This window comes from Streptomyces coerulescens, from assembly GCF_042657965.1.
Taxonomy (GTDB): domain Bacteria; phylum Actinomycetota; class Actinomycetes; order Streptomycetales; family Streptomycetaceae; genus Streptomyces; species Streptomyces coerulescens.
The window spans coordinates 384,146-407,791 of record NZ_JBHSKM010000044.1 but is presented as its reverse complement, the minus strand read 5'-3'; the positions used below and the strand labels follow the sequence as shown (position 1 = coordinate 407,791).

19 protein-coding genes and 2 pseudogenes are annotated in these 23,646 nt (G+C 68.6%); 10 read left to right on the top strand and 11 right to left on the bottom strand.

Going from position 1 to position 23,646, the window contains the following annotated elements; all coding sequences use genetic code 11:
- Positions 1 to 46 precede the first annotated feature (46 nt).
- Positions 47 to 841 (bottom strand): SAM-dependent methyltransferase, encoded by a 795-nt coding sequence (locus ACFPQ9_RS39215; RefSeq protein ID WP_380864110.1) that lies wholly within the window; start codon positions 839 to 841, stop codon positions 47 to 49.
- Between the two features lie 234 nt (positions 842 to 1,075).
- Between ACFPQ9_RS39215 and ACFPQ9_RS39210 the strand changes: the two genes are divergently transcribed.
- The gene (locus tag ACFPQ9_RS39210) at positions 1,076 to 2,131 is read left to right on the top strand and encodes an LLM class flavin-dependent oxidoreductase (RefSeq protein ID WP_380864108.1); all 1,056 of its coding nucleotides are present in this window, start codon (positions 1,076 to 1,078) and stop codon (positions 2,129 to 2,131) included.
- Between the two features lie 171 nt (positions 2,132 to 2,302).
- Positions 2,303 to 2,848, top strand: coding sequence for a hypothetical protein (locus ACFPQ9_RS39205; RefSeq protein WP_380864105.1), 546 nt, complete (start codon positions 2,303 to 2,305; stop codon positions 2,846 to 2,848).
- 94 nt (positions 2,849 to 2,942) lie between these two features.
- On the opposite strand, the gene ACFPQ9_RS39200 is transcribed toward ACFPQ9_RS39205, so the two are convergent.
- Positions 2,943 to 4,727, bottom strand: coding sequence for a sigma-54-dependent Fis family transcriptional regulator (locus ACFPQ9_RS39200; protein ID WP_380864102.1), 1,785 nt, complete (start codon positions 4,725 to 4,727; stop codon positions 2,943 to 2,945).
- Positions 4,728 to 4,909: 182 nt separating this feature from the next.
- On the opposite strand from ACFPQ9_RS39200, the gene ACFPQ9_RS39195 reads away from it, so the two are divergent.
- The 7 genes from ACFPQ9_RS39195 (at position 4,910) to ACFPQ9_RS39165 (ending at position 12,002) form a co-directional block, all read left to right on the top strand.
- Complete coding sequence (locus ACFPQ9_RS39195) at positions 4,910 to 5,935, top strand: NAD(P)-dependent alcohol dehydrogenase (RefSeq protein WP_380864100.1); 1,026 nt, start codon at positions 4,910 to 4,912, stop codon at positions 5,933 to 5,935.
- An 18-nt stretch (positions 5,936 to 5,953) separates the two neighbouring features.
- The gene (locus ACFPQ9_RS39190; protein WP_380864098.1) at positions 5,954 to 7,555 is read left to right on the top strand and encodes an ABC transporter substrate-binding protein; all 1,602 of its coding nucleotides are present in this window, start codon (positions 5,954 to 5,956) and stop codon (positions 7,553 to 7,555) included.
- 81 nt (positions 7,556 to 7,636) lie between these two features.
- The gene (locus tag ACFPQ9_RS39185) at positions 7,637 to 8,515 is read left to right on the top strand and encodes a carbohydrate ABC transporter permease (protein WP_380864095.1); all 879 of its coding nucleotides are present in this window, start codon (positions 7,637 to 7,639) and stop codon (positions 8,513 to 8,515) included.
- Complete coding sequence (locus ACFPQ9_RS39180) at positions 8,512 to 9,357, top strand: carbohydrate ABC transporter permease (protein WP_380864093.1); 846 nt, start codon at positions 8,512 to 8,514, stop codon at positions 9,355 to 9,357. The genes ACFPQ9_RS39185 and ACFPQ9_RS39180 overlap by 4 nt, the downstream gene beginning before the upstream one ends.
- Positions 9,354 to 10,442 (top strand): ABC transporter ATP-binding protein, encoded by a 1,089-nt coding sequence (locus ACFPQ9_RS39175; protein WP_380864090.1) that lies wholly within the window; start codon positions 9,354 to 9,356, stop codon positions 10,440 to 10,442. The genes ACFPQ9_RS39180 and ACFPQ9_RS39175 overlap by 4 nt, the downstream gene beginning before the upstream one ends.
- 1 nt (position 10,443) lies before the next feature.
- Positions 10,444 to 11,523 carry an ABC transporter ATP-binding protein gene (locus ACFPQ9_RS39170; protein ID WP_380864087.1) on the top strand — a complete coding sequence of 360 codons (1,080 nt, stop codon included), beginning with the start codon at positions 10,444 to 10,446 and terminating at the stop codon, positions 11,521 to 11,523.
- Between the two features lie 146 nt (positions 11,524 to 11,669).
- Positions 11,670 to 12,002: a putative quinol monooxygenase gene (locus ACFPQ9_RS39165; protein ID WP_380864084.1), complete on the top strand. Its 333-nt coding sequence runs from the start codon at positions 11,670 to 11,672 to the stop codon at positions 12,000 to 12,002.
- A 193-nt stretch (positions 12,003 to 12,195) separates the two neighbouring features.
- On the opposite strand, the gene ACFPQ9_RS39160 is transcribed toward ACFPQ9_RS39165, so the two are convergent.
- From ACFPQ9_RS39160 to ACFPQ9_RS39150, 3 genes are read right to left on the bottom strand one after another with little or no spacing between them, the layout of a single operon-like run.
- Entirely contained in the window at positions 12,196 to 15,414 is a 3,219-nt protein-coding gene (locus tag ACFPQ9_RS39160) for a hypothetical protein (protein WP_380864082.1), read from the bottom strand.
- Positions 15,407 to 16,252, bottom strand: coding sequence for a S1 family peptidase (locus ACFPQ9_RS39155; protein WP_380864080.1), 846 nt, complete (start codon positions 16,250 to 16,252; stop codon positions 15,407 to 15,409). The genes ACFPQ9_RS39160 and ACFPQ9_RS39155 overlap by 8 nt, the downstream gene beginning before the upstream one ends.
- Positions 16,249 to 16,578 carry a CU044_2847 family protein gene (locus ACFPQ9_RS39150; protein ID WP_380864077.1) on the bottom strand — a complete coding sequence of 110 codons (330 nt, stop codon included), beginning with the start codon at positions 16,576 to 16,578 and terminating at the stop codon, positions 16,249 to 16,251. The genes ACFPQ9_RS39155 and ACFPQ9_RS39150 overlap by 4 nt, the downstream gene beginning before the upstream one ends.
- Positions 16,579 to 17,077: 499 nt before the next feature.
- Here ACFPQ9_RS39150 and ACFPQ9_RS39145 point away from each other — a divergent pair, with 499 nt between their 5' ends.
- Entirely contained in the window at positions 17,078 to 17,554 is a 477-nt protein-coding gene (locus tag ACFPQ9_RS39145) for a potassium channel family protein (protein WP_380864074.1), read from the top strand.
- Positions 17,555 to 17,704: 150 nt separating this feature from the next.
- Here ACFPQ9_RS39145 and ACFPQ9_RS39140 read toward each other — a convergent pair whose 3' ends face one another.
- The 6 genes and pseudogenes from ACFPQ9_RS39140 to ACFPQ9_RS39115 all read right to left on the bottom strand — a co-directional run bounded on the left by ACFPQ9_RS39140 (position 17,705) and on the right by ACFPQ9_RS39115 (position 23,612).
- Positions 17,705 to 18,067, bottom strand: a complete 363-nt coding sequence (locus ACFPQ9_RS39140) for a VOC family protein (protein ID WP_380864408.1) — start codon at positions 18,065 to 18,067, stop codon at positions 17,705 to 17,707.
- A 92-nt stretch (positions 18,068 to 18,159) separates the two neighbouring features.
- Positions 18,160 to 18,925: pseudogene (locus ACFPQ9_RS39135) on the bottom strand (IS256 family transposase); the annotation flags it as partial.
- Positions 18,926 to 19,155: 230 nt separating this feature from the next.
- Complete coding sequence (locus tag ACFPQ9_RS39130) at positions 19,156 to 19,734, bottom strand: hypothetical protein (RefSeq protein ID WP_380864071.1); 579 nt, start codon at positions 19,732 to 19,734, stop codon at positions 19,156 to 19,158.
- A gap of 88 nt (positions 19,735 to 19,822) precedes the next feature.
- Positions 19,823 to 20,598, bottom strand: a pseudogene (locus tag ACFPQ9_RS39125) (IS5 family transposase).
- Between the two features lie 99 nt (positions 20,599 to 20,697).
- Positions 20,698 to 22,089 carry a class-II fumarase/aspartase family protein gene (locus ACFPQ9_RS39120; protein WP_380864069.1) on the bottom strand — a complete coding sequence of 464 codons (1,392 nt, stop codon included), beginning with the start codon at positions 22,087 to 22,089 and terminating at the stop codon, positions 20,698 to 20,700.
- Complete coding sequence (locus tag ACFPQ9_RS39115; protein WP_380864067.1) at positions 22,086 to 23,612, bottom strand: NAD-dependent succinate-semialdehyde dehydrogenase; 1,527 nt, start codon at positions 23,610 to 23,612, stop codon at positions 22,086 to 22,088. Before ACFPQ9_RS39115 ends, ACFPQ9_RS39120 begins: the two co-directional genes overlap by 4 nt.
- Positions 23,613 to 23,646: the final 34 nt, after the last annotated feature.

The window sequence follows — 23,646 nt, the reverse complement described above, 5'->3', positions numbered from 1 at the left end:
CGGCTTGGGCCGCGGCGGCGGGGACGACGGGGCGCGTCGTGGCACGCTACGGCTTGCGTGCTACGCCGCCGAAGTCGTCGACCTCGGCAGGCAGTTGGGAACCAGTGGTCGCGGGGCGCCAGCGCGAGACCGAGACGAGGCCGGGTTCCAGCAGTTCCAGACCGTCGAAGAACCGGGCGAGTTGTTCCGGGCTGCGATTGATACGGGGGTTGTCGCTCGCCTCGTTCCACTGCTCGATCATCAGGCGCATCTGCTCGGGGTTGAGGACCTCGGTGTCGTCGCAGAGCACGAGGTAGCTGCCGGAGGGCAGGGCGTCCACCAGACGGCCGACTATCGCGTAGGCGGAGTCGTCGGTGACGTGCGCGGTGATTCCCAGCAGCACCAGGGCCACCGGCTGGGTGAAGTCGAGTGTCTTGGCCGCGTGTTCCAGGATGGCGTCGGGGTTGCGCAGGTCGGCGTCGATGTAGTCGGTGGCGCCTTCGCGGGTGCTGGTCAGCAGGGCCTGGGCGTGGGCCAGCACGATCGGGTCGTGGTCGGTGTAGACGATCCGGGTCTCGGGGACGAGTCGTTGGGCGACTTCGTGGGTGTTGTTCGCGGTGGGCAGGCCTGTTCCCACGTCCAGGAACTGGCGGATACCGGCCTCGGCGACGAGGTACTCCACGGCACGGACGAGGAAGGCCCGCTGCTCCCGGGCGATGTCGAGGATGGCCGGGTTGGCCTCGGCTATCTGGTCGCCGACCTGCTGGTCGATCTCGTAACAGTCCTTGCCGCCCAGCCAGTAGTTCCAGATGCGGGCGGAGTGCGGCACGTTGCTGTTGATGAGCGGACGTTGAACTGACATGAGATCTCCCAGAGTTGGCCGGATACCGCACAATCTAGCCGCAATACCCTGTCGGGTGCCGGAGCACTGTGGATCTTCACTGGAGGCCTGCTCGTCGTTGTTGCCCGGGTCGGAACTCACGTGTGCCTGCCAGGCGTTCTCCCGGGTGTCGACTGTTCCCTTGCCGTGGGCTTCAGCTCTGGGACCTGCCGGCATGAGCAAGCTCGATCCTGATCCTCGTACCTTGGAGGTTTGATGCGTACAGGCGTCGTGGTCTCCGCACAGCCCGGTGTGGAGGATCTCGCCGTGCAGGCCGAGGAGTTGGGCCTGCGCAGCTTCTGGGTCAATGACTCCCCGATGGTCCACGGAGACCCCTTCGTCGCCCTGAGCCTGTGTGCGAAGGCCACCCGTCGCATCCGGCTCGGTATCGGCGTGACCTCACCGGCGTTACGCTCGGCCCCGGCCGCGGCGAGCGCCTTCGCCAGCCTCAACGCCCTGGCACCGGGCCGGATCATCTGCGGGGTCGGCACCGGGAACACCGCCCGGCGCACCCTGGGCATGCCGCCGGCCACGGCTGCCGCGCTGGAGAACTTCACCGCGGCCCTGCAGAATCTGTGCGCCGGGCGCCCGACCGAGTACCGCGAAGGTGACCGGGTCCGCGACATCCGGTTCCTGCACGCCGGGGCGCACGTGAACACCACCGATCCGATCGAGTTCGTCGTGGCCGCCCTGCACGGGCCCAAAGCCGCAGCCGTCGCCGGACGCCGCGGTACGGGCCTCATCTCCTTCGGCCTGCTCGACCCCACCGCCTGGCACGCGCTGCACACCGCCCGCCGCCAAGCCGCCCAGGGCACCCTCTACGCCCCCGACTCCCGCACCCACTCCTACCTGGTCACCGCGCTGCACCTACTGGACGGCAACGAGGACGCCGGTAGCGACGCGGCCCGGGACGCGACAGGTCACCTCGTCCTGTCACTGCTGGACTTCGCCGCCGACACCCCCGCCTTCGCCGGGCAACTCGCACCCGACCAACGCGAGGCGGTCCGACAGCTCCTCCGGCGGCGCGGCACCACCGCCACCGCACCGGACCGGTACACCAAGCTCTACCCGAACTACCTCGGACGCATCGCACCCCAGGACCGGGACCTGATCCTGCCCTCACTGATGAACGCCGTGGCCCTCGTCGGCACCCACGACGACCTCCGCACCCGCATCACCGCCCTGGAACAGGCAGGCGTCGACGAACTCCTCATCCAGCCGGTGATCGACCCACCCACCGAGATGGCCCAACTCGCCGAACTCCTCACCTGAGCGCCCCGCCGGTGGAGGAACGGCTTGATCCAGCCGACTGTCCGTCCCCGAAGCGTCCTCACCGAAATCGCTCCACAAGTCCTCAGCGCTGTACGTCACTTGCCCGCTGTCGCAAACTCACGAAGGGAGATGACCGCAGGCGTTGTGACGAGGTCCGGGGGCGGGGGAGCTGTGGAGACGACGACGCAGGTGATCACGGTGGTGGCAACACTCAGCGGTGTGGTGTTGACCCTCTTGACCAATGCCTACCTCGAACGGCGCCGGGGACGCGATGCCCGCGAGCTCGAAGCGATGCGCCGCGCCGCGGAACATGCGCACTGGCTGCGCGATGCCCGGCTGAACGCATACGCCCAGCTCTCCCTGGCCGGGGAGGAAGCACTCCAGTTCATCCGCTCCGAACTGCCGCTGCTCGCCACCTCCTCCGGGGACGCACAGTGGGCCGCAGTCGAGAGCAGGTGGCGAGAGCTGCGAACGGCGTACCGCAAGGCCTACAACCAAGTCGCTCTCTTCGCGACGGACGAGGTGCGCACCGCTGCTCACCAGATGTGGCTCGCCGGCTGGCACGGAGGCAATGACTACCTACGCGACCTTGCTGCCGCTGACCGCCCCACTGAATCGGCCGATTGGGGTGCGCGAGCCCACGATGTGGCGATGCAGATGGGCAAAGCCGGCGACGTATTCCTGGAGTGCTGCCGACGAGAGATCGCCACACCGTGACCGTTACCGCGGACGATCGCTCGGCGCCGGGGCGGCGCAACTGCGGCCTGCTACGCGACAAGGCCCGCCGCGGCAGGCGTGTGGGACCGGCCGGTCATGTCAGGCTGGAGGGGACGATCCCGTAGCGGCGCATCTTGCGGTACATCGTGGCGCGGGAGATCCCGAGGTCCTGTGCGGTGCGCTGGACGTTGGCGTTGCGGTCCATCAACCCGCGCAGAATGGCGTCGCGTTCCAGCGCCTCGATCGTCGTCAGGACCTTGCTCGACGACACCCGGCATTCCGGCGGCAGGTCCTCCGCATGGATCACCGGGCCCGAAGCGCGCCGGGCCAGTCCCCGTATCACCGACTCCAGCTGCCGGACGTTCTCCGGCCAGGGGCATCGCTGCAGCATGGTCAGTGCATCGGGGGAGAACCTGCTGTCTGCGCTCGGCCGGTACTTGCGCAGGAAGAATCGCGCGAGGTGCTCGGTGTCCCCATGGCGATGGCGCAGCGCCGGGACCTCGCCCGAGACGCGGCAGACATGGTCGAGGCCGTCGTCGGCGCCGGCCATCGACGGCTGGCTGGTCATGACCAGCTGTGCGGTCGCGCTGTCGTTCCTCGGCGCCAGCAGGTCCGTCAGCCGCCTCCGTAGCTGGTCGCCCAGGAGGTGCACATCGCTCAGAAGGAGAACGTTGGACGGTACGAGGAGCAGCTCACCGATGTCGTGCAGCCAGCGCTCGGTGACGGCAGGTGAGTCCGACGGCGGCGCTTCCCGCACCTCCAGCCGGCGTCCGGCGCCGTGGGCCCGGTGCAGGGCCTGAACCAGCGTCCTCTTGCCGACGCCGGCTTCGCCCAGGAGATGAAGCCAGGTCCCGGCGGCGAACGCCGACTCGCTGTCGGCGACCGTGCGCAACCAGTTCGGGGACGAGCCCACCAGCCCCAGGTCGAAGCGGACCGGCGCGGCGGAGGCCGCGGGTGTGGGCTGGGCCCGTCCGATCAGCCGGACGCGGAACACGGCGCCCGCGTCGCTGTCCTCGCGTCGGCAGCGGCTGACCCTGAGTTCGGCGACGCGTCCCGAGGGCAGGGCGATGCTGCGGGTCCCCTCCAGCCGGGGATGGTCGGCGATCTCACGGGCATGGTCGAGCAGCGCATACTGATCGGGCCCGGTCACGGCGGCACTGAGCTGCTCGTTCATCATGACGACATCGCGGTTGAGCGCCAGCACGGGTCCCGGGCGCGCCGAGGAGCACGCCTCCATGTAGTCCTGGAAGAGAGCCCGCTCGCGCCGCGAGGTGATCGCCGCGATCTCGGCCTCGATCTGGGCCGCGACCGAACGGGCGAAGGCCATCAGCATGCCGTCGGAGCCCTGACGGATGGTGGTGAGGTTGAACGCTCCCAGCAGGCTGCCCCGGGTCGGATGCAGGATCGGCACGGCCGCGCAGTGGAACTCCCGCAACTCTTCGACGTAGTGCTGCCTTCCGGCGATCACGACCGGGCGGCCGCTGGCCAGCGCGGTCCCGATGCCGTTGGTGCCCACATAGCGCTCGGAGAACACGTGCCCCGGGGCCAGACGCACGCGGTTGAGGTGCGTCGTCAGACCCTCGTGGGACACCTTCCGGGACAGCACGACGCCGTTCCGGTCCGTGATCATCGTGGACACCGGGTCGTCGGCGAGCTGTTCGTGCAGCGTGTTCAGGATGGGCAGTGCCGCCCTGGCCAGGGGGCTTTCCAGGTTCGGGTTGTCCAGGTAGGGAGCGTCCAGGCTGCCCGACTTCACCTTGTACTCGATCGAGCGCTGCCATGAGGCGACCACGAGCGGCCGGGCGCTCGGATCGTTGGTGACCTCCAGATAGAGCTCTCTGGCTACTCTCAGTGAGTTCCCGGGTTGGTGTCGGGGCATTTAACACTCCCGTACGGCGCGCGTCACAGTCCTCGGTGCAGTGATTGGAACAGCCAGGCGGCCTCACGCCTACGGCGTGTATCACATTGAGACATCCGCGGACGGATTCTGAGACATCGGCCTGCGAACGGCCGCCTGTGTAATCGGCGCACCCCCCACCCGCCGAGTCGCAGGGAGCCGCCATGAAAGCCGTGCAGGTCATCGAGTACGACGAGCCACCCGTGCTCGTGGACGTGCCGGACCCGCAGATCACCGGCCCGCTGGATGTGATCGTGAAGATCGGGGGCGCAGGGGTCTGCCGGACCGATCTGCACATCCTCGAAGGACAGTGGAAGGAGAAGAGCGGCGTCGCCCTCCCGTACACCATCGGTCACGAGAACGCCGGCTGGGTGGCGGAGGTCGGGGAGGCCGTCACCAACGTCGAGGCGGGTGACGCGGTCATCCTGCACCCGCTGGTGACCTGCGGTCTGTGCCGCGCCTGCCGGGCCGGCGACGACGTGCACTGCATGAATTCGGCCTTCCCCGGCATCGACGCCGACGGCGGCTACGCCGAGTATCTGAAGACCAGCGCCCGCTCGGTGGTGCCCCTCGCCCGGTCGCTGGAACCGGCCTCGGTGGCGGCCCTGGCCGACGCCGGGCTCACGGCGTACCACGCCGCGGCCAAGGCGGCCCGGGCCCTGTGGCCCGGCGACAAGGCCGTGGTCATCGGCGCCGGTGGACTGGGGCACATCGGCATCCAGGTGCTGCGGGCCCTCTCGCCGGTCGAGATGATCGTCATCGACCGCAGCCCCGAGGCCCTCGCGCTGGCCAAGGAACTCGGCGCCGACCACACAGTTCTCGCGGACGGCAGCGAAGCCGACCGCGTCCGGGACCTCACCGCGGGGCACGGCGCGGAGGCCGTACTGGACTTCGTCGGGGAGGGGGGCGCCGTCGAGACGGGCGTGGCCTGTCTGCGCCGCAACGGCAACTACTACGTCATCGGCTACGGCGGCCACCTCCACGTGCCGACGATCGACGTCATCTCCACGGAGATCAACTTCATTGGCAACCTCGTGGGCTCTTACAACGACCTCTCCGAGCTGATGGTCCTGGCAGCCCGCGGCAAGGTCACCCTGCACACCCAGCGCTACCCCCTCGCCTCCTTCCAGCAGGCCCTCGACGACCTGGACACCGGCGCGGTACGCGGCCGAGCCATCCTCATCCCCTGACACCGCAGGAGAAGCCCCATGCGCAGCAGACCGTACCCGGGCCTGGTCGCCGTCGCGGCCGTCGCGGTCCTGACCGCCACCGCGTGCACCGCCCAGAACGAAGCACAGCACAAGCCCAAGGAAAAGGCCGCGCTCTTCAAGTCCGGCTCGCAGATCAGCTACCAGAAGTACGGCAAGAACTACCCGGCGACCAAGGTCAGAGACGTCCCCGGCTCCTGCAGCTACGAGTCGATCAGCCGCAAGGACTACTCCGGACAGACACTGAAGATCATCAGCCATGCCGTCCCGGTCATCGGTGAGCCGACGCAACTGCACGCCAAGCAGTTCGAGGAGATCACCGGCGGGAAGGTCGAGGTGGTCAACGTCCCCTTCGGCGAGCTGCACCAGAAGATCCTCACGCCCCTCCAGGCGGGCCAGCCGGCCTACGACGTCATGTTCTACCCGTCCCTGTGGATCGGCGACATGGCCCCGTACCTGGCACCGGTGCCGGAGAAGTACCTCAACACCACCGGCATGCAGGATGTCACCGCGGCCTACATGGACGTGGCGACCTGGGACGGGAAGGTCGTGCAGTACCCGGTGGACGGTGACCGGCACTACCTCAAGGTCCGGACCGATGTGCTGAAGGACCCCAAGTGGCGGGCACAGTACGCGAAGGCCACGGGCAAGGAGCTCCGGATACCCGAAACGTGGGCCGAATACCAGGAAGTGGCCCAGTTCTTCAGCGGCAAGGACGTCGACGGCGACGGCAAGTCCAACTACGGCAGCGCCGAGGTCACCAAGCGCGACGACCTGACCTTCTCCGCATTCGTCAGCCGGGCGGCGCCGTACGTGAAGAACCCGGACGTCAAGGGCGGTGTCTTCTTCGACGTCGAGACGATGAAGCCGCTGATCAACACGCCCGGCTTCGTGCGCGCCCTGGAGGACATGGTCAAGGCCAAGTCCACCTGGGCACCCGGCGGCGCCAACTTCGGGCTGGGAGACGAGATCTTCTCCTTCGGAGGCGGTCAGACGCTGATGTCCTATTCCTGGGACGACGCCTTCATCCAGGCCCAGCAGCCGGACAGCAAGATCCGCAACACGGTTGAGGCGGCGCCGCTGCCGGGCTCCGCGGAGGTCTACAACCGCACGACGAAGTCGTGGGACAAGAAGGCGAACCAGGCGGCCTACTTCACCTGGGGATGGACCTCCGCGGTGGCGAAGGCTTCCAGCCATCAGGAGATGGCCTTCGACTACTTGTGCTTCTTCAGCAACGAGGCCAACACCGCTCTCGATCTGACCATCGGACGTTTCGGCGTCAACCCCTACCGCATCTCCCACTTCGACCCGGAGTTCTGGCAGAAGCAGGGCTGGGACAAGGAGGTCGCCGAGGCGTACGTGAACACGCTCTCCGGCATGGAGGAGAACCCCAACCGCGTCTTCGACCTGCGCGTCCCCGGCGTCAACCAGTACATGTCCGCGCTGGCCAACGGAGTCGCCGCGGCGGTGGCGGGCCAGGAGTCCCCGCAGCGGGCCCTGGACGGCGTGGCCGGGGAATGGGCCAAGATCACCGACCAGATCGGCAAGGACAAGGTCCGCGGCGCCTACCGCAACGTGGTGGCGCTCGAGGACGAGTCCTGATCCGAACGCAGGGCACCCCGGGTCGCCGGACCGTACCGGCCGGCCACCCGGGGTCTCCCGCCCGCTTCCGCAAGGAGAACCATGGACGGCCTGCGCCGGCACAAGAGCATGTTCCTGCTGCCGGGACTGCTCACGCTCTTCCTGATCATCATTTTCCCGCTGCTGTTCACCATCCGCGTCAGCTTCTCCGGCTGGAACGTCAGCAACCCTCAGATGGACTTCATCGGAGGGGCCAACTACACCGCGATGCTGCACGACAGCCGCTTCTGGGCCTCCATCACCCGGCTGATCCTGCTGGCGGGCGGCACGGTCCTGATCCAGTACCTCATCGGCTTCGGCATGGCCCTGCTGGTCTGGCGCGACGTACGCGGCCGCAGATTCTGGCGGGTGCTCTTCCTCGTCCCCATGATGACCACGCCCGTGGTGATGGCCGCCATCTGGCAGACGATCTTCCATGAGTCGCTCGGACCGGTGAACGACCTGCTGGGAATGCTGGGCCTGTCGACGGTCCCCTGGCTCACCGAGTCCGGCCCGGCCCTGTTCGCGCTGATGACCGTCGAGGTCTGGCAGTGGACCCCTTTCATGTTCCTGTTGCTGCTCGCCGGCCTGCTCAGCCTTCCCAAGGAACCGTTCATGGCCGCGGCGATCGACGGCGCCGGCACCTGGCGCACCTTCTGGAAGGTGACCTTCCCGCTGATGGCACCGGTCTCGGTCGCGGCGGTCGTCATCCGGCTGATCGAGGCATCCAAGCTCTCCGACAGCGTCTACGTCCTGACCTCCGGCGGGCCGGGGTCCTCCACGGAGACCCCGGGTTACTACCTCTACATCCAGGGGCTCAGAGATCAGCAGACCGGCTACAGCGGGGCGATGTCCCTCACTTACCTCGTCCTGATGATCGTCACGCTGACGGTCGTCGCCGCCCTGCTCACCAGGGCTTTCAAGCTGAAGGGTGGCTCATGAGGTCGCGCCTTTACCCTGTGTTCAAGTACATCGTGATCGCCCTGTGGGCCTGCTTCGTCGCGGGACCGTTCTTCTGGGCGATGACGACCAGCTTCAAGAGCGCCAACGCCGTCCAGGGCGGCCCGACTTACCTCCCCTGGGCGCAGTACGAGCCCACCCTCACCGGCTGGCGCAACATCTTCGGCGGAGCGGGCGGCGTCGATGTGATCGACCCGTTCATCAACAGCGCCGTCGTCACCATCGCCGCCTCCGCCATCAGCCTGGCGCTGGGATCCCTGGCCGCCTACGCGCTGTCCCGGTACCGGTTCAAGCTGGGCTTCATCAAGAACAGCGACATCGTCTTCTTCTTCGTCTCCCAGCGGATCATGCCGCCCGTCGTCCTGGTGATCCCCTTCTTCTACCTCCTGCAGTGGGGAGGCCTCCTGGACACCATCCCGGGCCTGGTCATCGTGACCGTCGCGCTGCTGCTGCCGATCGCGGTCTGGGTGATGGTGGACTTCTTCAACGGCATTCCCCGGGAGATCGACGAGATGGCGATGCTGGACGGCTGTCCCCCGTTCCAGACCTTCGTACGGGCGATCCTGCCGAACTCCTTGCCCGGACTGACCGTGGCGGCGATGTTCTGCGCCGTGTTCGGCTGGAACGACTTCTTCTTCGCCTTCCGGCTGACCTTCACCGAGGTCCAGACCCTGCCCCAGGCGGTCGTCGCCCTCAACTCCTCCATTCCACCGTGGTGGACGCTGTCCGCCGCCGCGCTCTTCGGCGTGGCACCGCTGATCCTGCTCGCCCTGTGGGTGGAGCGCCTGCTGTCCAAGGGGAACCTGTCGGGAGCGGTCCGATGAACCTCAGTGCCACCGATCTGTGCCTGACCGTCGACGGTGTCGACCATCTCGACAACGTGACCGCCACCTTCCGGCCGGGACGGCTCCACACCGTCATCGGCCGGACGATGGCCGGGAAGACGACGCTCCTTCGGGCCCTGGCCGGCCTGCAGAAAGTGGACTCCGGCTCGCTGACCCGGGCGGGAGCCGACTTCCTGAAGACGCCGGTGTGGCGGCGCGACACCGCCATGGTCTACCAGCAGTTCATCAACTACCCGCATCTCAACGTCTTCGACAACGTGGCCTTCCCGTTGAAGCGGGCCGGCCTGTCACGGGACGAGATCCGGCGGCGGGTCCGGCACAGCCTGGCGAGCGTGGGCCTCGCGGACTTCGAGAAGCGCAGGCCCTCCCAGCTTTCCGGCGGCCAGCAGCAGCGCGTCGCGATGGCCCGTGCCCTGGCCCGCGGGACCGGCATCCTCCTGCTCGACGAGCCCCTGGCGAACCTGGACTACAAGTTGCGCGAACAGTTGCGTGACGAGTTCAAGGCCCTCTTCTCGGACCAGGGAGACACGATCGTCATCTACACGACCACCGAACCCGCCGAGGCGATGATGCTCGGGGACGTGGTCCTGGTCATGCACGAGGGGCGGATCCTCCAGACCGGCACCCCGCAGGACGTCTTCGAACGCCCGGCGACCACCACCGTGGCGTCCATCATCAACGACCCGCCCATGAACATCTTCGCGGGCCGGCTCGAGGCCGGCCAGGTCACGGTGGCCGGCTTCCAGGCCACGCACACCTCCGCGCACCTGGCCGACCTGCCTGACGGCGCCTACCAGTTCGGCCTCCGGGCCACCGACGTCAGCCTGGCCGACGTCGGTGTCGAGGGCGAAGTGACCTTCGTCGAGATCTCCGGCTCCGAGACCTTCGTCCATGTGGTCGTCGGCGAGACCCCCTTCGTCGTACAGATCGAAGGCATCCACGACGTCGCCCTCGGCGACCTGGTCAGACTTCGGCTGCGTCCCGACCGGCTGTTCGCCTTCGACGAGCAGGGGACGCTCGTGCGGACTCCTTCATACGATCTCGCTTCAGTGGAAGGCCGTTGATATGGCGCAGTTGGACATCGTCGACGTCGGGCACGCGTACACGCCCGGCGCCGAGGAGGAGCGGTGGGCTCTCAAGCCGCTGAAGCTGACCTTCGAATCCGGCAAGACCTATGCGCTGGTCGGGCCCTCGGGCTGCGGCAAGACGACGCTGCTGAACATCCTGTCCGGCCTGGTCAGACCATCCCGGGGACGGGTGCTGTTCGACGGCGTCGACGTCACCGCCCTGCCCACGAAGGCGCGCAACATCGCCCAGGTCTTCCAGTTCCCCGTCATCTACAAGTCGATGACGGTCTACGACAACCTCGCCTTCCCGCTGCAGTGCCGGCGCTGGGACAAGGCCAAGATCGACACCAAGGTCCGGCAGGTCGCCGAGGCCCTGGACCTGCACGACCGGCTGAGGCATCCCGCCCGTGGGCTCACCGCCGACGACAAGCAGCTGATCTCACTCGGCCGCGGCCTCGTCCGCGACGACGTGGCAGCCGTCCTGATGGACGAGCCGCTCACCGTGATCGACCCGCAGCTGAAGCACTCGCTGCGGCGCAGGATCCGGGAGATCACCGAGCAGTTCCGGCCCACGGTGATCTATGTGACGCACGATCAGTACGAGGCGATGAGCTTCGCGCAGGAACTGCTCGTCATGAAGGACGGCCGGGCCGTGCAGCAAGGCACCCCTGAGCAGCTGTTCGAGGCGCCCTCCTCCACCTATGTCGGCTACTTCATCGGCTCACCGGCGATGAACTTCCTGACCGTGGACCGAGGCGACGGCCCCTTCGCGCTCGGTGGCCGGCCGCTGTCCGTCGCCTGGGACATCCCTCGGAGCACGACCGAGGTTCAGGTGGGTGTGCGGCCCGAATATGTCAAGATCGTCGCGGATCCCGGCCCCAACACCTTCCCGGGCCGGCTGCGGAGCGTCAGCGACCACGGCGCGCAACGCGTGCTCGAGGTCGAGGTTGCCGGGCAGTCTGTCAGGGCCAAAACACCACGAGAGGACGGAGTCCCGCTCAGCGAGAGTGTTCTGGTGCATCTGCCGCGCGCAAAGGCCCTTCCGTACGCCGACGGCCGGCTGGTACTCCGCCCGTGACGGTCCGTACGCCTTGCTCGCGACGCGTCCGGCGCTGCGGGGTCGGCGCGTCGGCGCCGCCAGGACGAGCACGCCGTGCTGCCAGTGCCGTACACACACAACGCCCGTGCGATGCCGGGGCGCACAAACATCAGCGAAGGAATCTCATGATCTTCATCACCGCCAAGTTCCGGGTCCGCCCCGAGCACGCCGACAGCTGGCCCGAGGTCACCGCGGACTTCACCCGGGCGACGCGCGCCGAACCCGGCTGCCTGTGGTTCGACTGGTCGCGCAGCGTGGACGAGCCGACCGAGTACGTCCTCGTCGAGGCCTTCCGCGACGACGAGGCCGCGGGCGCGCATGTACAGTCCGCACACTTCAAGGCCGCCCAGCAGACACTGCCGCCCCATCTGGTCGAGACGCCGCGCATCGTCAACACGACGATTCCCCAGGACGACTGGTCGCTCCTTGGCGAGATGACAGTCCCCGGACAGGAGTAGCACCGATCCGAAGGACAGGGAGCCGCGCGCTCATGGCATCACCTTCCACCGCCAGGCTCCCTGTGCCGTCGGCCGCAGTACGCCGAGACCAACTACGGGCCAGCCTGTCCGGTCAGTGCAATGGCGAGCCGTCCAGGTACCGATCTTGACAGGGATGAGGTCGGCAGCTCCAACTTGCCGCTTTCCGGCCGCGTCATCCGGGGAGCGGCCTGCGTCCGGTCGGGTGTGCGGTGGGGCGCAGGGCGCTGCGCTCCGGGAACGCCGACGCTGTCATGCGCTCGTGTTCCATGGCGAACGTCGGATCGGCGTCGTAGTCGGTGTGCCCCCGGATCGGCGCGGGCAGTGGGTACTCGACGCTCCGGCCGAAGGTGAGGGGGTCCTTCAGCTGAACGTCGACTACGGGGCCGTCCGGCTGCGCCGCGAGGAACACCGGGCCACCGATGGGATCGGTGGCCCGCCACAGATTGCGCCAGCTGTGCACCTCGCGGTGCAGGGCCCGCAGCTCCCGCTGCCCGAAGAAAGCAGGGAACAGCCGTCCGTACAGGCGCTCCAACGGTGAGCCGTAGGTGAGCAGTCGGACACGGCGGCGTTCGGACGGGGGAAGCTGCCAGATGGCTGCGGCCGCGAGCACACTGCCCTGGGAATGGGCTGACACCAGGACCCGGCCGCCCGTCGACCGGCACCACGTGGACATCCGCCAGGTGAGATCGGGGACGGCCCGCTCCGAGTAGCTGAGCCGCGCGAACGGGTGGGCGGCCCGGGGCCAGAAGGTACCCAGGTCCCACACGATGCCGAGGAGGCTGCGGGATGTGGGTGCACGGGAGGCCCGGCGGCTGGAGTTGAGGAAAACGACGACCCCGACGGCGATCAGCCAGGACCCGATCCCCTTCAGCGCCTGGCTCAGTTCCAGCAGGGGCTCCGGCAGCCCGGTTCCCGCGTCACCCGGCGGGGCGCCGGTGACGAACGCCCCCACCAGGGAGGCCACGCTCAGCAGCAGCACGGCCGTGGCCGTGGTGCTCAGCATCATGGGGATCGAGTCCGTGATGCGGGCGCGCGCCCGGGCGGTGGTGATCCGGCGCGTGCGCAGCGGGTCGTGGCCTTCGCCCGGATAGTCGGCCTGCACGTAGGTGAGCAACCGCCGCTCGATTCTGCGGAGTTGGAGGCGCAACACACCGGCGAGAGCCAGCAGTACGGCAAGCAGCACCGGGATGGCGGACATCTGCCAGGTGACCAGGGGAGGGGGGCCCGCGATCGAGCCGCCCTCGGTGCCCGGCTTGCCGTAGTTGCCCAGCCAGTCCGCGAGCCCCTGTACGGCGCCGGCGGACATCATGTTGTAGAGGGAGAAGGCGAGCGTCACGGCGGTCGCCGGGGCGAGCCCCCGCAACAGGATGCGCGGGTCGCGAGCACTGCGGAACAGCACCGTCCCGGCCACGGCGAGCGCCACCACGATCGTGCCTTGCGTCAACAGCAGTCCGCCGTAGATGAGTTCACCGCTCGGCAGCCGTCCCGCCGACCGCCAGCCGGGCCGGGACCACAGGGCGTACAGGAGGCACAGCACGACGAGTGCGGCCGCGACGGGGACGGCTCGGGTGAACATCGGGTCCAGGCGGCGGTCGATCCGGCCCTCGGAGCGGCCCCGACGACAGACCCCCCAGACCGCGACGGCGCCGAAGTTGAAGATCATCGCGCTGAGTAGCTCGCCGCACGCGGCGAGGGCGACCGGTCCGCCGGCCTGCCGGTCGTAGCGGTAGGGCGCCGCTACGAGCAACATGGCGACCGTGCACAGCCCGGCGATGGTGTGCGTCGAGTTGAGCCTGGCCAGGAGGCGTCTGCCGTACCAGAAGCCCGGCCTCGAGAGGGCGGGCATCTCGTACGCCTCCCCATAGTCGGACTCGCTCGGGGGGTGGGCCAGCGGCTGCTGGGACTCGAACGCGTTCCACGTCTGCCGGGACAGCCGCCACAGCAGATAGATGAGCGCGCACGGCAGAAGCGAGCCCACGGCGAGACGGCGACCGGGTTGCCCCCACCAGCCGGACTCCGCCGAGAGGAAACCCAGCCAGAAGCTCTGGCCGCGGGCGCAGGCGGCCTGGCCCGCGCACTGCCAGGCGACGAGGTCCAGGGAGAGCTCGCAGACGGCCGCCACCACCATCACCGTCAGGCTGAGCCCCGCGAGCCTGATCAGAAGGGAGTGCAGTCTGATGGTGAGCTCGTGGCCAAGGGCGGGCGGGCGCATCCAGTGGGCGAGGTTCACCAGCATGAAGGGGAGCAGCAGGAACCACAGCACCTGACCGGGCCGGCCCGGCGCGAGCGGCCCCCAACTGTAGGTCTCAGGCACGGTGCGTCCCTGATAGTCGTGCGGTCGCTGCTCCGCGTCCGCGTCCTCGGCCCTGCGGTGAAGCGCCGCGATCTCGTCACCGGCGATCTGCACGACGCGCGGGTCGGCGAGCGTCCGTTCGGGCGTCGCGCCCTCGATGCCGTGGACGAGCAGTTCGAGGACGAGACCGGGATTCGCGTGGCGTTCCGGGGTAGAGGACCGTGGTGCGGTGGCCAGGCCGGCGCGGGCCCGGGCCGTGACCTCGTGCGTGTGGGCGAGGGCCTTGCGTACCGCGTTGGCCTGCGGATGCCGTAGCCCCAGCGTGGTCGACGCGCGCTGGGCCGCCACCGCGAGGACGTCGACGAGCCGCTCCATACCATTCAAGTCGCCGTCCAACGCGGCGGTTTCATGCCGGGCCGAAGCCATCAGGACCAGGGCTTCCAGGGACCGGGGATGGTCGTCCCCCAGCCGCTCCATCTGCTGTCGGCACAGCTCTTCGAGGTCCTGGGCCAGTTGCCGGACACGCGCGTCGTCCCCGGCGCGGCCCGCGGACCGGAAGAGGACGGAGGTGGTGCGCAGGAGTACGTTGAGCCGGGGCCCGGACGCCGGCAGCGAGTGGCCGATTTCCTTCCCCTGCCGGGCGTGCGACTCGGCGGCCCGCCACTTGCCCTGGCCGGCGGCGCACAGGGCGAGGTTCGTGTGGGTGTGAGCCTTCTCGACCGGGGTGTCCGCGGCGTCCAGCGCCGACTCCAGCGCGGTCAGGGCATGGTCGAGGTAGGAGCCGCCCTCGTCGATGAGGGCCGCGGCAAGCCGGTTGTGCACCAAGCACCGGTATGTCGGCCCCACGCGCGAGGCATCGATCCATTCCGCGGCCAGGTCCAACGCCGCGGCGAGCTCTTCGGCCAGCCCCAGCTCGCGCAACAGCGTGACCAGGTAGGTGAATTGCTGTGCGTCGTCAGGGGTGAGGAGAAGCCTCTGGTCGCCGGGCAGCGTCGTGAGGTGGGCGCGCAGTGCGTCCAGCGATCCGTGCTCGCCCCGTACCGCCCGCTCGGCGGCGCCGATCCGCTGCGCCCAGTCCGGCGCGGTGGGCTCAGTCACCTGAAGCCCCGCCCAGCAACTCGTCGTCCAGCGCACGAAGCGCCCGATCACGACTTCGCGCAGCATCGTCCGGCGTGATGAGGCCGTCGTCCAGCAACTGCCGGATCCTCCTCAAGTACCCCTCGACATCCAGGGTCGGCGGGTCCCGGCGGGGCTCGGCCGGGGGTCTAGGGCCCGGCAGGACCGCCGGCTTCCCGGCCACCACATCGCGCAGATGACCGACGTCGAAGTACGGAAACCGCTCGGCGGCGTGCTGTACGGATGCCGCGAACACCACGTTCGTGTCCCGGGAGCCGTCCGCTCGGCTGAGCTCCTGCTCCATGAGGATGCCCACGACGGGCCGTTCATCCGGTCCCGCGTCGGCGGGGACGGCGTGCACCGGGCTGCCGGAATAGCCCGCGAAGTCGTGCACCAGCTGGGCGACGGTCATCTGCAGCCCCGTGAACTCGCCGTGCGCGTCGCTGCGATGAGTGATCGGTGCGTGGGTGACCTGCCCGCTCAGCGCGGTCTTCGTGTCCGGCGGACGATAGTTGCCGAGCCATGCCACGTCCGGCCGCGGACGGTCGGTGGGCGGGGCGAGCGGGAGGTCGTACGCGTGGGCGTCGAGGACCGCGATGAGCGCGAGGTCCGAGTCCTCGATCCGGTCGCAGAGCCGTCCCGGGACCCGCTGTCCGTCCGGCAGGTGCAGATCCAGACGTACGTCGTCGCCGGAGGCCGCCGACAGGACGTGCAGCGCGGTCAGGACAAAGCCCCGCGTGACCAGGAACCCGGCACCCAAGTGCAGCTCACCCTCGTGGATCCGCACCCAGTACGCATCCGCATACGACTCTGCGCTCATAGCGCGGCGTCTGCCCGCTCCACAGTGAGCGTCACCTCGAGAGACGCCTCCGCCGACGCCTTCGAGAGGATGACGCCTGCCTCGGCAGCCAGCGTCAGGCCGAAGGCGACTTGCACACTGCTGACCGCCCAGCCGTGCCGCTCGGGCACCTGGGCCAGAGAGTCCTGGGCGAGGACTGTCGCCTGCTGGATGGCTTCCCGCACCTCGTCGGCACGCTCGGCGAGCGGGGCGGAGCGGCGCGTCCTGTTGCTGATCTGACGGGAGCCGTTCCCATCGGTCTCGACGGTCTCGATCCGTACGAGCGAAGGAGCGTACTGATCAGCCATGGTCGCCCCCCGTCCCGTCAAGCTGTCCCCGGTGCAGGCCAGCGTAGACCCGAAGGGCCGGGCGGTGGAGGGGGAATGAGAAGGTTGTCCCGGAGGCGATCTTCACGTTGATGCGGACGCCGCAGTCGGCTGCCGTGCGAGCCCGTCGCCTCGGTCAGTCGGCGTACACGGACGGGCTTGCTGAACAACTGCGTTCCGGGGCACGCGAGTTCGGTCCGTATCAGCAGCGCGAAGGCGCCGCCGAGGAGGAAGTAGCCGGAGGCGGTCGTCAGATAGCGGTTGCCGGTCAGCTTGTGGTCGGTCGTGGTGGCCCACCGCCTTGGCGCAGGGCAGAAGTGCTCGGCCGAGTCCCCTACGCGGCCTGGGGCAGGCCCTCTCGCGCGCTGATGCGCGTGCGAGGGCTGCGGCACAGCGACCGGGACCGCTGTTCGGGTCGGGGTTCGTAGCCGCGCGGCGCGTTCTCGTGGAGCCGGCTCGGGCTGGGCGCAGGATGCGGGACATGTTTCCCCGTTTCCTGGCCCGGATGGTCGAGCTGCTGTTGGGCCGTCAGGGGCGTTCGCTGCATTTCAAGGCGGCCGGCGTCGCGACGGTCGTCCTCGTCATGGTGATCCTGGTGGGCTCGAGCCTCGTGGTGTCCGCCGAGCGGGGGACACCTGGGGCGCGGCTGACCTCGTATCCGCGTGCGCTGTGGTGGTCGGTGGAGACCGCCACGACGGTCGGTTACGGCGACTTCTATCCGGTGACGCTGTGGGGCCGGCTGATCGCGGTGGTGGTGATGGTCGTCGGGATCACGGCCTACGGGATGGTCACCGCGGCCCTTGCGACTTGGTTCGTGGGACGGGACGAGGAACGCCGGCACCGGCGCCTGCACCAAGCGGAGCAAGCGGTGGAGCAGGCGTACGCGGAGGTGGCTCACTCGGTGCACGAGCGTTTCGATCGCCTTGAGCGCATGCTCGAAGGGGGCAGGACGTCGTGACTGCACTGGACGTGAGCACCTGAACCCATTTACAACGGCTAACAGAATGAAGCGATGTGTTCTGCGCTCGCACTCCCGTCACAATGGGCAGCTCAGCAACCGTGCCAAATGGCTCCACCGTCCGGCTCTGATCCGCGTCGGACATGGCCCTCATGCCTCGTCGAGACAAAGGCAGAAGGGGTGTCCGGCGGGGTCGAACAGTACTCGAACGTTCTTCTGCGGCTGGAACTCCGCGGCGGTAGCGCCCAAGGCGACTGCCTCGGCGACCGCCGAGTCCAGATCGCCGACCTGGAAGTCGAAGTGCATCATGGGACGCTGTTCCCCGTCGGCTGGTGGCCACACTGGGGCCCGATAGCCGTCCGCCTGCTGGAACACGAAGAACGGTCCCTGCGGGGAAGCGGCGACGATGGCCGTTCCCGGCTCCTCGTGTCCGATGTGCCAACCGAGGAGTTCGGCGTAGAACCTCGCCAAGCGGCCAGGGTCGGGTGCCTCGATCGTCGTTCCCCACCACATGCCACCAGTTCGAGATCTCATTCAGGTAGCTTGCCTCGTGATCACGTTCCTGTCGCGGGCTTGACCGTGTAATCGCCGACGGTTGCCTGAAGTCAGGCGGCGGTGCCCTCCTGGGGCTCGATCAGGACGCCGCTGTCGCACCGGGCGCCTGCGCGGACCAGGGGACCAGGTGTGGGCGCCGGTGATCGCGCGCCAGCGGTCCTGGGGGGACTCGACGAACTTGAACACCATGGCGAGCGCGGCCGCCGGGCTTCCGGCGCCGCAGGTGACCTCGGTCCGCAGCTTGACGGTGGAGAACGTCGACTCGATGGGGTTCGTGGTCCTCAGGTGGATCCAGTGCTCGGCCGGGAAGTCGTAGAACGCCAGCAGCTCCTCCCGGTCGTCGGTGATCTTCGCGACGGCCTTGGGCCACTTCGCGCCGTAGCTCTTCGCGAACGCCTCGATCCCCTGCTCGGCGTGCGCGCGGTCCTCGGTGTTGTAGATCTCCTGCATCGCCTTCGTTGCGCCCGGCTGCGCGGACTTCGGCAGGGCGTTCGAGACACTACGGGCCTTGTGGAGCCAGCACCGCTGATGGCGGGCGGCGGGGAACACTTCGGCCAGGGCCTTCCACAGGCCCATCGCGCCGTCGCCGACGACCAGTTCGGGGTCGCGCATGCCACGGCGACGACAGTCGCGCAGCAGCTCGGCCCACGACTCGGTCGACTCACGCAAGCCCTCCTCGAGTGCGATCAGTTCCTTGGCGGCGTCCACTCGCACCCCGAGCAGGACCGGCACGCAGGAGTGCGCCTGGCCGAGCCGGACCTTCGGGTGCACACGGTCGGCCCACACTTAGACGAAATCGCGGCCGGACAGGTCACGGGCCTGAACAGCACCCCTCCGGCCGCCCCGACACCCGGAGGCGGGGTCGCGGGGCTGGCCGGACGGCTTCACCTCGCATCGTGACGGGGCTCGACTCGGACGGTGATGTGGGCCATGAACCGGGTCTCCCTTGTCGCAGACGAGCGAGCGCCGTGCCCCGCTGGAGAGGGCGGGGCACGGCGCTCGGGGTTGAGGCGGTCAGACGTCGCTTCTTATGGTTCAGGCGTGGCTTAAGTGGCCTGGGGGAAGCCCAGCCGGTCGAGCAGCGTGCTGAAGAGGTCTTCTGCGAAGGTTTCGTGTGAGCGAAGCAGCTCTTCAATCTCGGCTTTTTGCGGTGCGACGGGGATGCCGGCGGCTGCGGTCCAAGCAATGGCGCCCCCGGCGTCGGTGGGTATCTCGGCGTCGAGCTCCGCGCGCTTGTACCTGACGGCTTCATGGAACTCAGGCGTGTCCAGCCACAGAAGTTGATCTTCGAGGTCTTCGGGCTCCTCTGTCAGAAGCCTGGCAGCGTTATCGAGGTTGAGCCATGCCTGCCAGCGCTCTCCGGCGGTGTTCAGCCCAGCCACGAGAGCAAGGGAGCTGTCGGAGACCTCGGCGACGCAGGCCGGTGCCCTGCTCCACTCGACCAGAGCGGGCAGATCCGCTTCGTCCCATGTCCCGGAATCAAGCTGGAGCGTCTGCCAGCCACCCGGCCGTGACTCCCAGGCGTGCACGGTTGCCTTGAGTTCTTCGTCGAGGTTGTCGAACACGGGGGCTTCCAGCAGAGGGCGGCTGCTGCGAGCAAAGACCAGGTGACCCGAGAACCCCACGGCAGTTCCTCCTTCGAGATGGTGAGCGCACTTTACGGGCTGGCGCTGACAACGCGGGCACGGCCAGCAGCTGTACGGTTGGCCGGACTCACCTGCTGAGGCGGCGGTACCCGATGAGCGCCGCGGCGATGGCAACGAACGCGAGGAAGTGCTCAGTTCTGCCTTCGTAGCGTCGGTGCAGGCGTCGGTAGCAGGCCGGCCAGGACACGGTTCTCTCGACCGCCCAGCGGTAGCGGCCCAGCCGCTGGCAGGACTCACGGCCCTTGCCAGCGGATGGGTAGCGGATTCCGCGCCCGCGAAGCCAACGACGCAGGTGGTCGCAGTCGTAGCCCTTGCCCGCGTGCAAATTCGTGGCCCGACGGCGCCGGGGCCCGCGGCGAGACCGGACGGGCGGGATGCCGCGCACGAGCGGCTCCAGGCCCTGGCTGTCGTGCATGTTTTCGCGCCTGAGGCGCCCACGGACAGCGGCAGCCCGTTCCCGTCCGTGATCAGGTGGATCTTCGATCCCAACTGCCTGGGTCGGTCGGGTTGGGTCCCGTCGCCGCCCGCCCTTTTTTGTGACTCGCAGGCTGACGGAAGCGATGGCGCATCGCGACGAGCCCAGTTCGCCTCGAACTCCGACTTTGTCGAGGGTCACGCGGTGGAGCCGGGCCCAGACCCGTTGCGGCTCCACTGGGCGAACCTTCGGTAGACCGTCTGCCGGCTCGGACCGAAGACTGGCGGAAGCTGCCGCCAGGTGCAGCCCGATGTCGTCACGAAGATGATCGCTGCCAGGGCCTCACGATCACCTGCCCGGCGCCGTCCTCCACCCTGCGGACGTATCACTTCCGTCGGCGGCACCACTCGCCGAAACAGCACCCACAGCTCGTCGGCTGCTCACCCGCTGCGGTCGTCCTGCCGAACGCCGCGACGTGGCCCGCGGCGTTAACTCTCGTTTGCCTGGGCCCTGTTGCCTTTGGACGCTCAATGAAGGTCATTCAGCGGTGTCTGTCCTTCGGCAACCTGCGATAGGCGGTGTGTGACGGTGTGTGTCATGGTCTGAGCGCTGCCGAGGTAGGCGGAGGGGTCGCTCAGCTGCCGGATACGGTGTTCACCGAGGCTTGCGACGATGTCCGGCTGTCTGAGGAGTTCGTCGGCGAGATCGGTCCCGGATTCCGTGGCACGGGTGCATGCGTCGTAGACGATGTGGTGGGCTCGCTGACGGCCGAGGTCGGGCGCGAGGGCCATCATCACGGCTTCTGCGAGGACGAGCCCTCCGGTCAGGTCGAGGTTGTCGCGCATGCGGACGGTGTCGACCTGGAGGTTCGCCAGCGTCTGGGTGGCCTGGGCGAGGGAGGACGACAGGAGCAGGAACGCCTCGGGGATGACGGCCCATTCGATGTGCCAGGGCCCGGTGGCGCGCTCGAAGTCCTGCATCGTCGCGTCCAGCATGGCGGAGGACTTGTCGCGCAGGAGCTTCGCGGCAGCGATCATGAGTTCGCTGGAGATGGGGTTGCGTTTCTGCGGCATGGTGGAACTCGCGCCGCGTCCCTCCACGTAGGGCTCGGCCAGCTCCCCGAACTCGGTCGCGCACATCATGGCGACGTCCATGCCGATCTTGCCGATGGACGCGCCGACGGCAGCTAGGAGACCGACGATCTCGGTGAGCCCGTCCCGCGCGACATGCCAGGTGATCTCGGGGTCCCGCAGGCCGAGTTCCGCCGCCAGTTCGGCGCGGACGCGCAGGGCGTCGGGGCCGGGCCCGAGGGAGGCCAGGGTGCCGGCGGCTCCTCCGAACTGAACCATCAGATCGCGTCGCCGCACGGCGGTCAGCCGCTCGGCGTGGCGGTCCAAAGCCGACAGCCATACCGCGACGCGATATCCGAACGTGATGGGCAGGGCATGCTGGAGGTGAGTCCGGCCGGCGGTGACGGTGTCGAGGTGCCGGTCTCCCAGTTGTCGCAACTCGTCCCGCAGACGGTCGAGTGCGTCGGCGATCAGGTTCAGGCCCCGGGCGCACTGAAGGACGGTCGTGGTGTCCATGATGTCCTGCGTGGTCGCGCCCCAGTGCAGGTAGCCGCCGGCGTCGCCGCACTGGGCGGCGAGTTGGGTGACGAGCGGCAGGATCGGGTATCCGACGATGTCGGTGTCGCGGCGCAGCCGCTCGCGGTCGAGTCGTGCGGGGTCGCAGCACGCGGCGATGGCGTCCGCCGCGCTCCGGGGAATGATCCCGACACGGGCCTGCGCCCGTGCCAGGGCCACTTCGACCCGGACAACCGTCTCCAGATACGTCTCGTCACTGAAAACGGCACGCATCTCGGCGGTGCCGAACATGTCCCTGAAGAGCAGGGAGTCGAAGACGGTGCTGCTGCTCATCGGACGGTCTCCGATGCCTCCGGCCGACTGGGCGGGGTCCGCTCTGCGGGAGGTGTCATGTCGATGGCGAGGTACTTCTGTTCCAGGTACTCGTCGATTCCGGTGTTGCCGCCCTCACGGCCGATGCCGGACTGCTTCATGCCGCCGAACGGGGCGCTGGGGTCGGACACATATCCACGGTTGAGGCCCACCATGCCGGATTCGAGCTGCTCGCTCATGCGCAGGGCCCGGTTCAGGTCTCGGGTATAGAGGTAGCTGACGAGGCCGAACTCGGTGTCGTTGGCCGCGCGGAGTGCTTCTTCCTCGGTGGTGAAGGTCTGGATCGCGGCAACCGGGCCGAAGATCTCCTCGCGTGTGATCCGGGCGCCTGAGGGAATGCCGGTCAGGACGGTCGGGGGGTAGAAGTAGCCCGGACCGTCCGGCACCAGAGCGCCTGCCCGTACCCGCGCGCCGGCGGCGACCGTGGCGTCGACCAGGTCGGCGACCCGGCGACGCTGGCGTTCGTCGATCAGCGGTCCGAGATCGGTGGAGGGGTCGGTGCCCGCTCCGACGGCGAGCGTGTCCATACGTGCGACCAGCCTCAGGGTGAATTCCTCGGCGATGTCGGCGTGGACGAGGAAGCGGTTGGCGGCGATGCACGCCTCTCCGATGTTGCGCAGCTTCGCGGTCATCGCGCCGTCGACCGCGGCATCGAGGTCGGCGTCCTCACAGACGACGAACGGGGCGTTGCCACCGAGCTCCATGGAGGTCCGCAGCACGGTGCCGGCCGCCTGCGAGAGCAGGAGGCGGCCGACGGGGGTGGACCCGGTGAAGGACAGCTTGCGCAGCCTGCCGTCCCGAATCAGGGGCTCGGTGACCGTGCCCGCCTGAGTGGTGGGGATGACGTTGAGGACACCGTCGGGCAGGCCCGCCTCCGTGAGCACACCGGCGAGCGCGGCTGTCGTGAGCGGTGTCTGTGCCGCCGGCTTGACGATCATGGTGCAGCCGGCCGCCACAGCAGGTCCGATCTTGCGGGCCGGCATCGCCAGCGGCGCGTTCCAGGGGGTGATCAGCAGGCACGGGCCCACTGGCTGACGGGTGACCAGAACCCGGGCAGTGCCGTCCTCGCTGACCTTCCAGGTGCCGTCGATCCGGACGGCCTCCTCGCCGAACCAGCGTAGATAGCTCGCGCCGTAGCGGACCTCCGCCCGTGATTCGGCCAGTGACTTGCCCATCTCCAGGGTGATCAGCAGCGCGAACTCCTCGATGCGCTCGATCAGAAGATCGTGAGCGCGACGGAGGATCTCCCCGCGGCGACGCGGGGGGACCGCCGCCCAGCCGACCTGTGCCGTGCTCGCGGCATCCAGTGCAGCCAGCGCGTCCACCGGGACGGAGTCGGCCACCTCGCACAGCGTCCCGCCACTGGCAGGGTTCTCCACCGGGAACGTTGCGCCCCCGGTGGAGGACCGCCACCGGCCGCCGATGAGCACCCCCTTCTCCACGTGGCCGATGACGTCGTGCTGCGGCAGGGTGGTTGTTTCCACGGAGCTCTTCCTTCTGGGTTGAACATGGTTGAGG

What these genes read in the sequence shown, in the direction of transcription:
- ACFPQ9_RS39210 (WP_380864108.1), top strand. Translation starts at nt 1,076, where the DNA reads ATGCGTACAGGCGTCGTGGTCTCCGCACAGCCCGGTGTGGAGGATCTC.
- ACFPQ9_RS39140 (WP_380864408.1), bottom strand. Translation starts at nt 18,067, where the DNA reads ATGTGGTGGGGAACGACGATCGAGGCACCCGACCCTGGCCGCTTGGCG.
- ACFPQ9_RS39185 (WP_380864095.1), top strand. Translation starts at nt 7,637, where the DNA reads ATGGACGGCCTGCGCCGGCACAAGAGCATGTTCCTGCTGCCGGGACTG.
- ACFPQ9_RS39180 (WP_380864093.1), top strand. Translation starts at nt 8,512, where the DNA reads ATGAGGTCGCGCCTTTACCCTGTGTTCAAGTACATCGTGATCGCCCTG.
- ACFPQ9_RS39170 (WP_380864087.1), top strand. Translation starts at nt 10,444, where the DNA reads ATGGCGCAGTTGGACATCGTCGACGTCGGGCACGCGTACACGCCCGGC.
- ACFPQ9_RS39195 (WP_380864100.1), top strand. Translation starts at nt 4,910, where the DNA reads ATGAAAGCCGTGCAGGTCATCGAGTACGACGAGCCACCCGTGCTCGTG.
- ACFPQ9_RS39150 (WP_380864077.1), bottom strand. Translation starts at nt 16,578, where the DNA reads ATGGCTGATCAGTACGCTCCTTCGCTCGTACGGATCGAGACCGTCGAG.
- ACFPQ9_RS39120 (WP_380864069.1), bottom strand. Translation starts at nt 22,089, where the DNA reads ATGAGCAGCAGCACCGTCTTCGACTCCCTGCTCTTCAGGGACATGTTC.
- ACFPQ9_RS39165 (WP_380864084.1), top strand. Translation starts at nt 11,670, where the DNA reads ATGATCTTCATCACCGCCAAGTTCCGGGTCCGCCCCGAGCACGCCGAC.
- ACFPQ9_RS39175 (WP_380864090.1), top strand. Translation starts at nt 9,354, where the DNA reads ATGAACCTCAGTGCCACCGATCTGTGCCTGACCGTCGACGGTGTCGAC.
- ACFPQ9_RS39190 (WP_380864098.1), top strand. Translation starts at nt 5,954, where the DNA reads ATGCGCAGCAGACCGTACCCGGGCCTGGTCGCCGTCGCGGCCGTCGCG.
- ACFPQ9_RS39155 (WP_380864080.1), bottom strand. Translation starts at nt 16,252, where the DNA reads ATGAGCGCAGAGTCGTATGCGGATGCGTACTGGGTGCGGATCCACGAG.
- ACFPQ9_RS39215 (WP_380864110.1), bottom strand. Translation starts at nt 841, where the DNA reads ATGTCAGTTCAACGTCCGCTCATCAACAGCAACGTGCCGCACTCCGCC.
- ACFPQ9_RS39145 (WP_380864074.1), top strand. Translation starts at nt 17,078, where the DNA reads ATGTTTCCCCGTTTCCTGGCCCGGATGGTCGAGCTGCTGTTGGGCCGT.
- ACFPQ9_RS39200 (WP_380864102.1), bottom strand. Translation starts at nt 4,727, where the DNA reads ATGCCCCGACACCAACCCGGGAACTCACTGAGAGTAGCCAGAGAGCTC.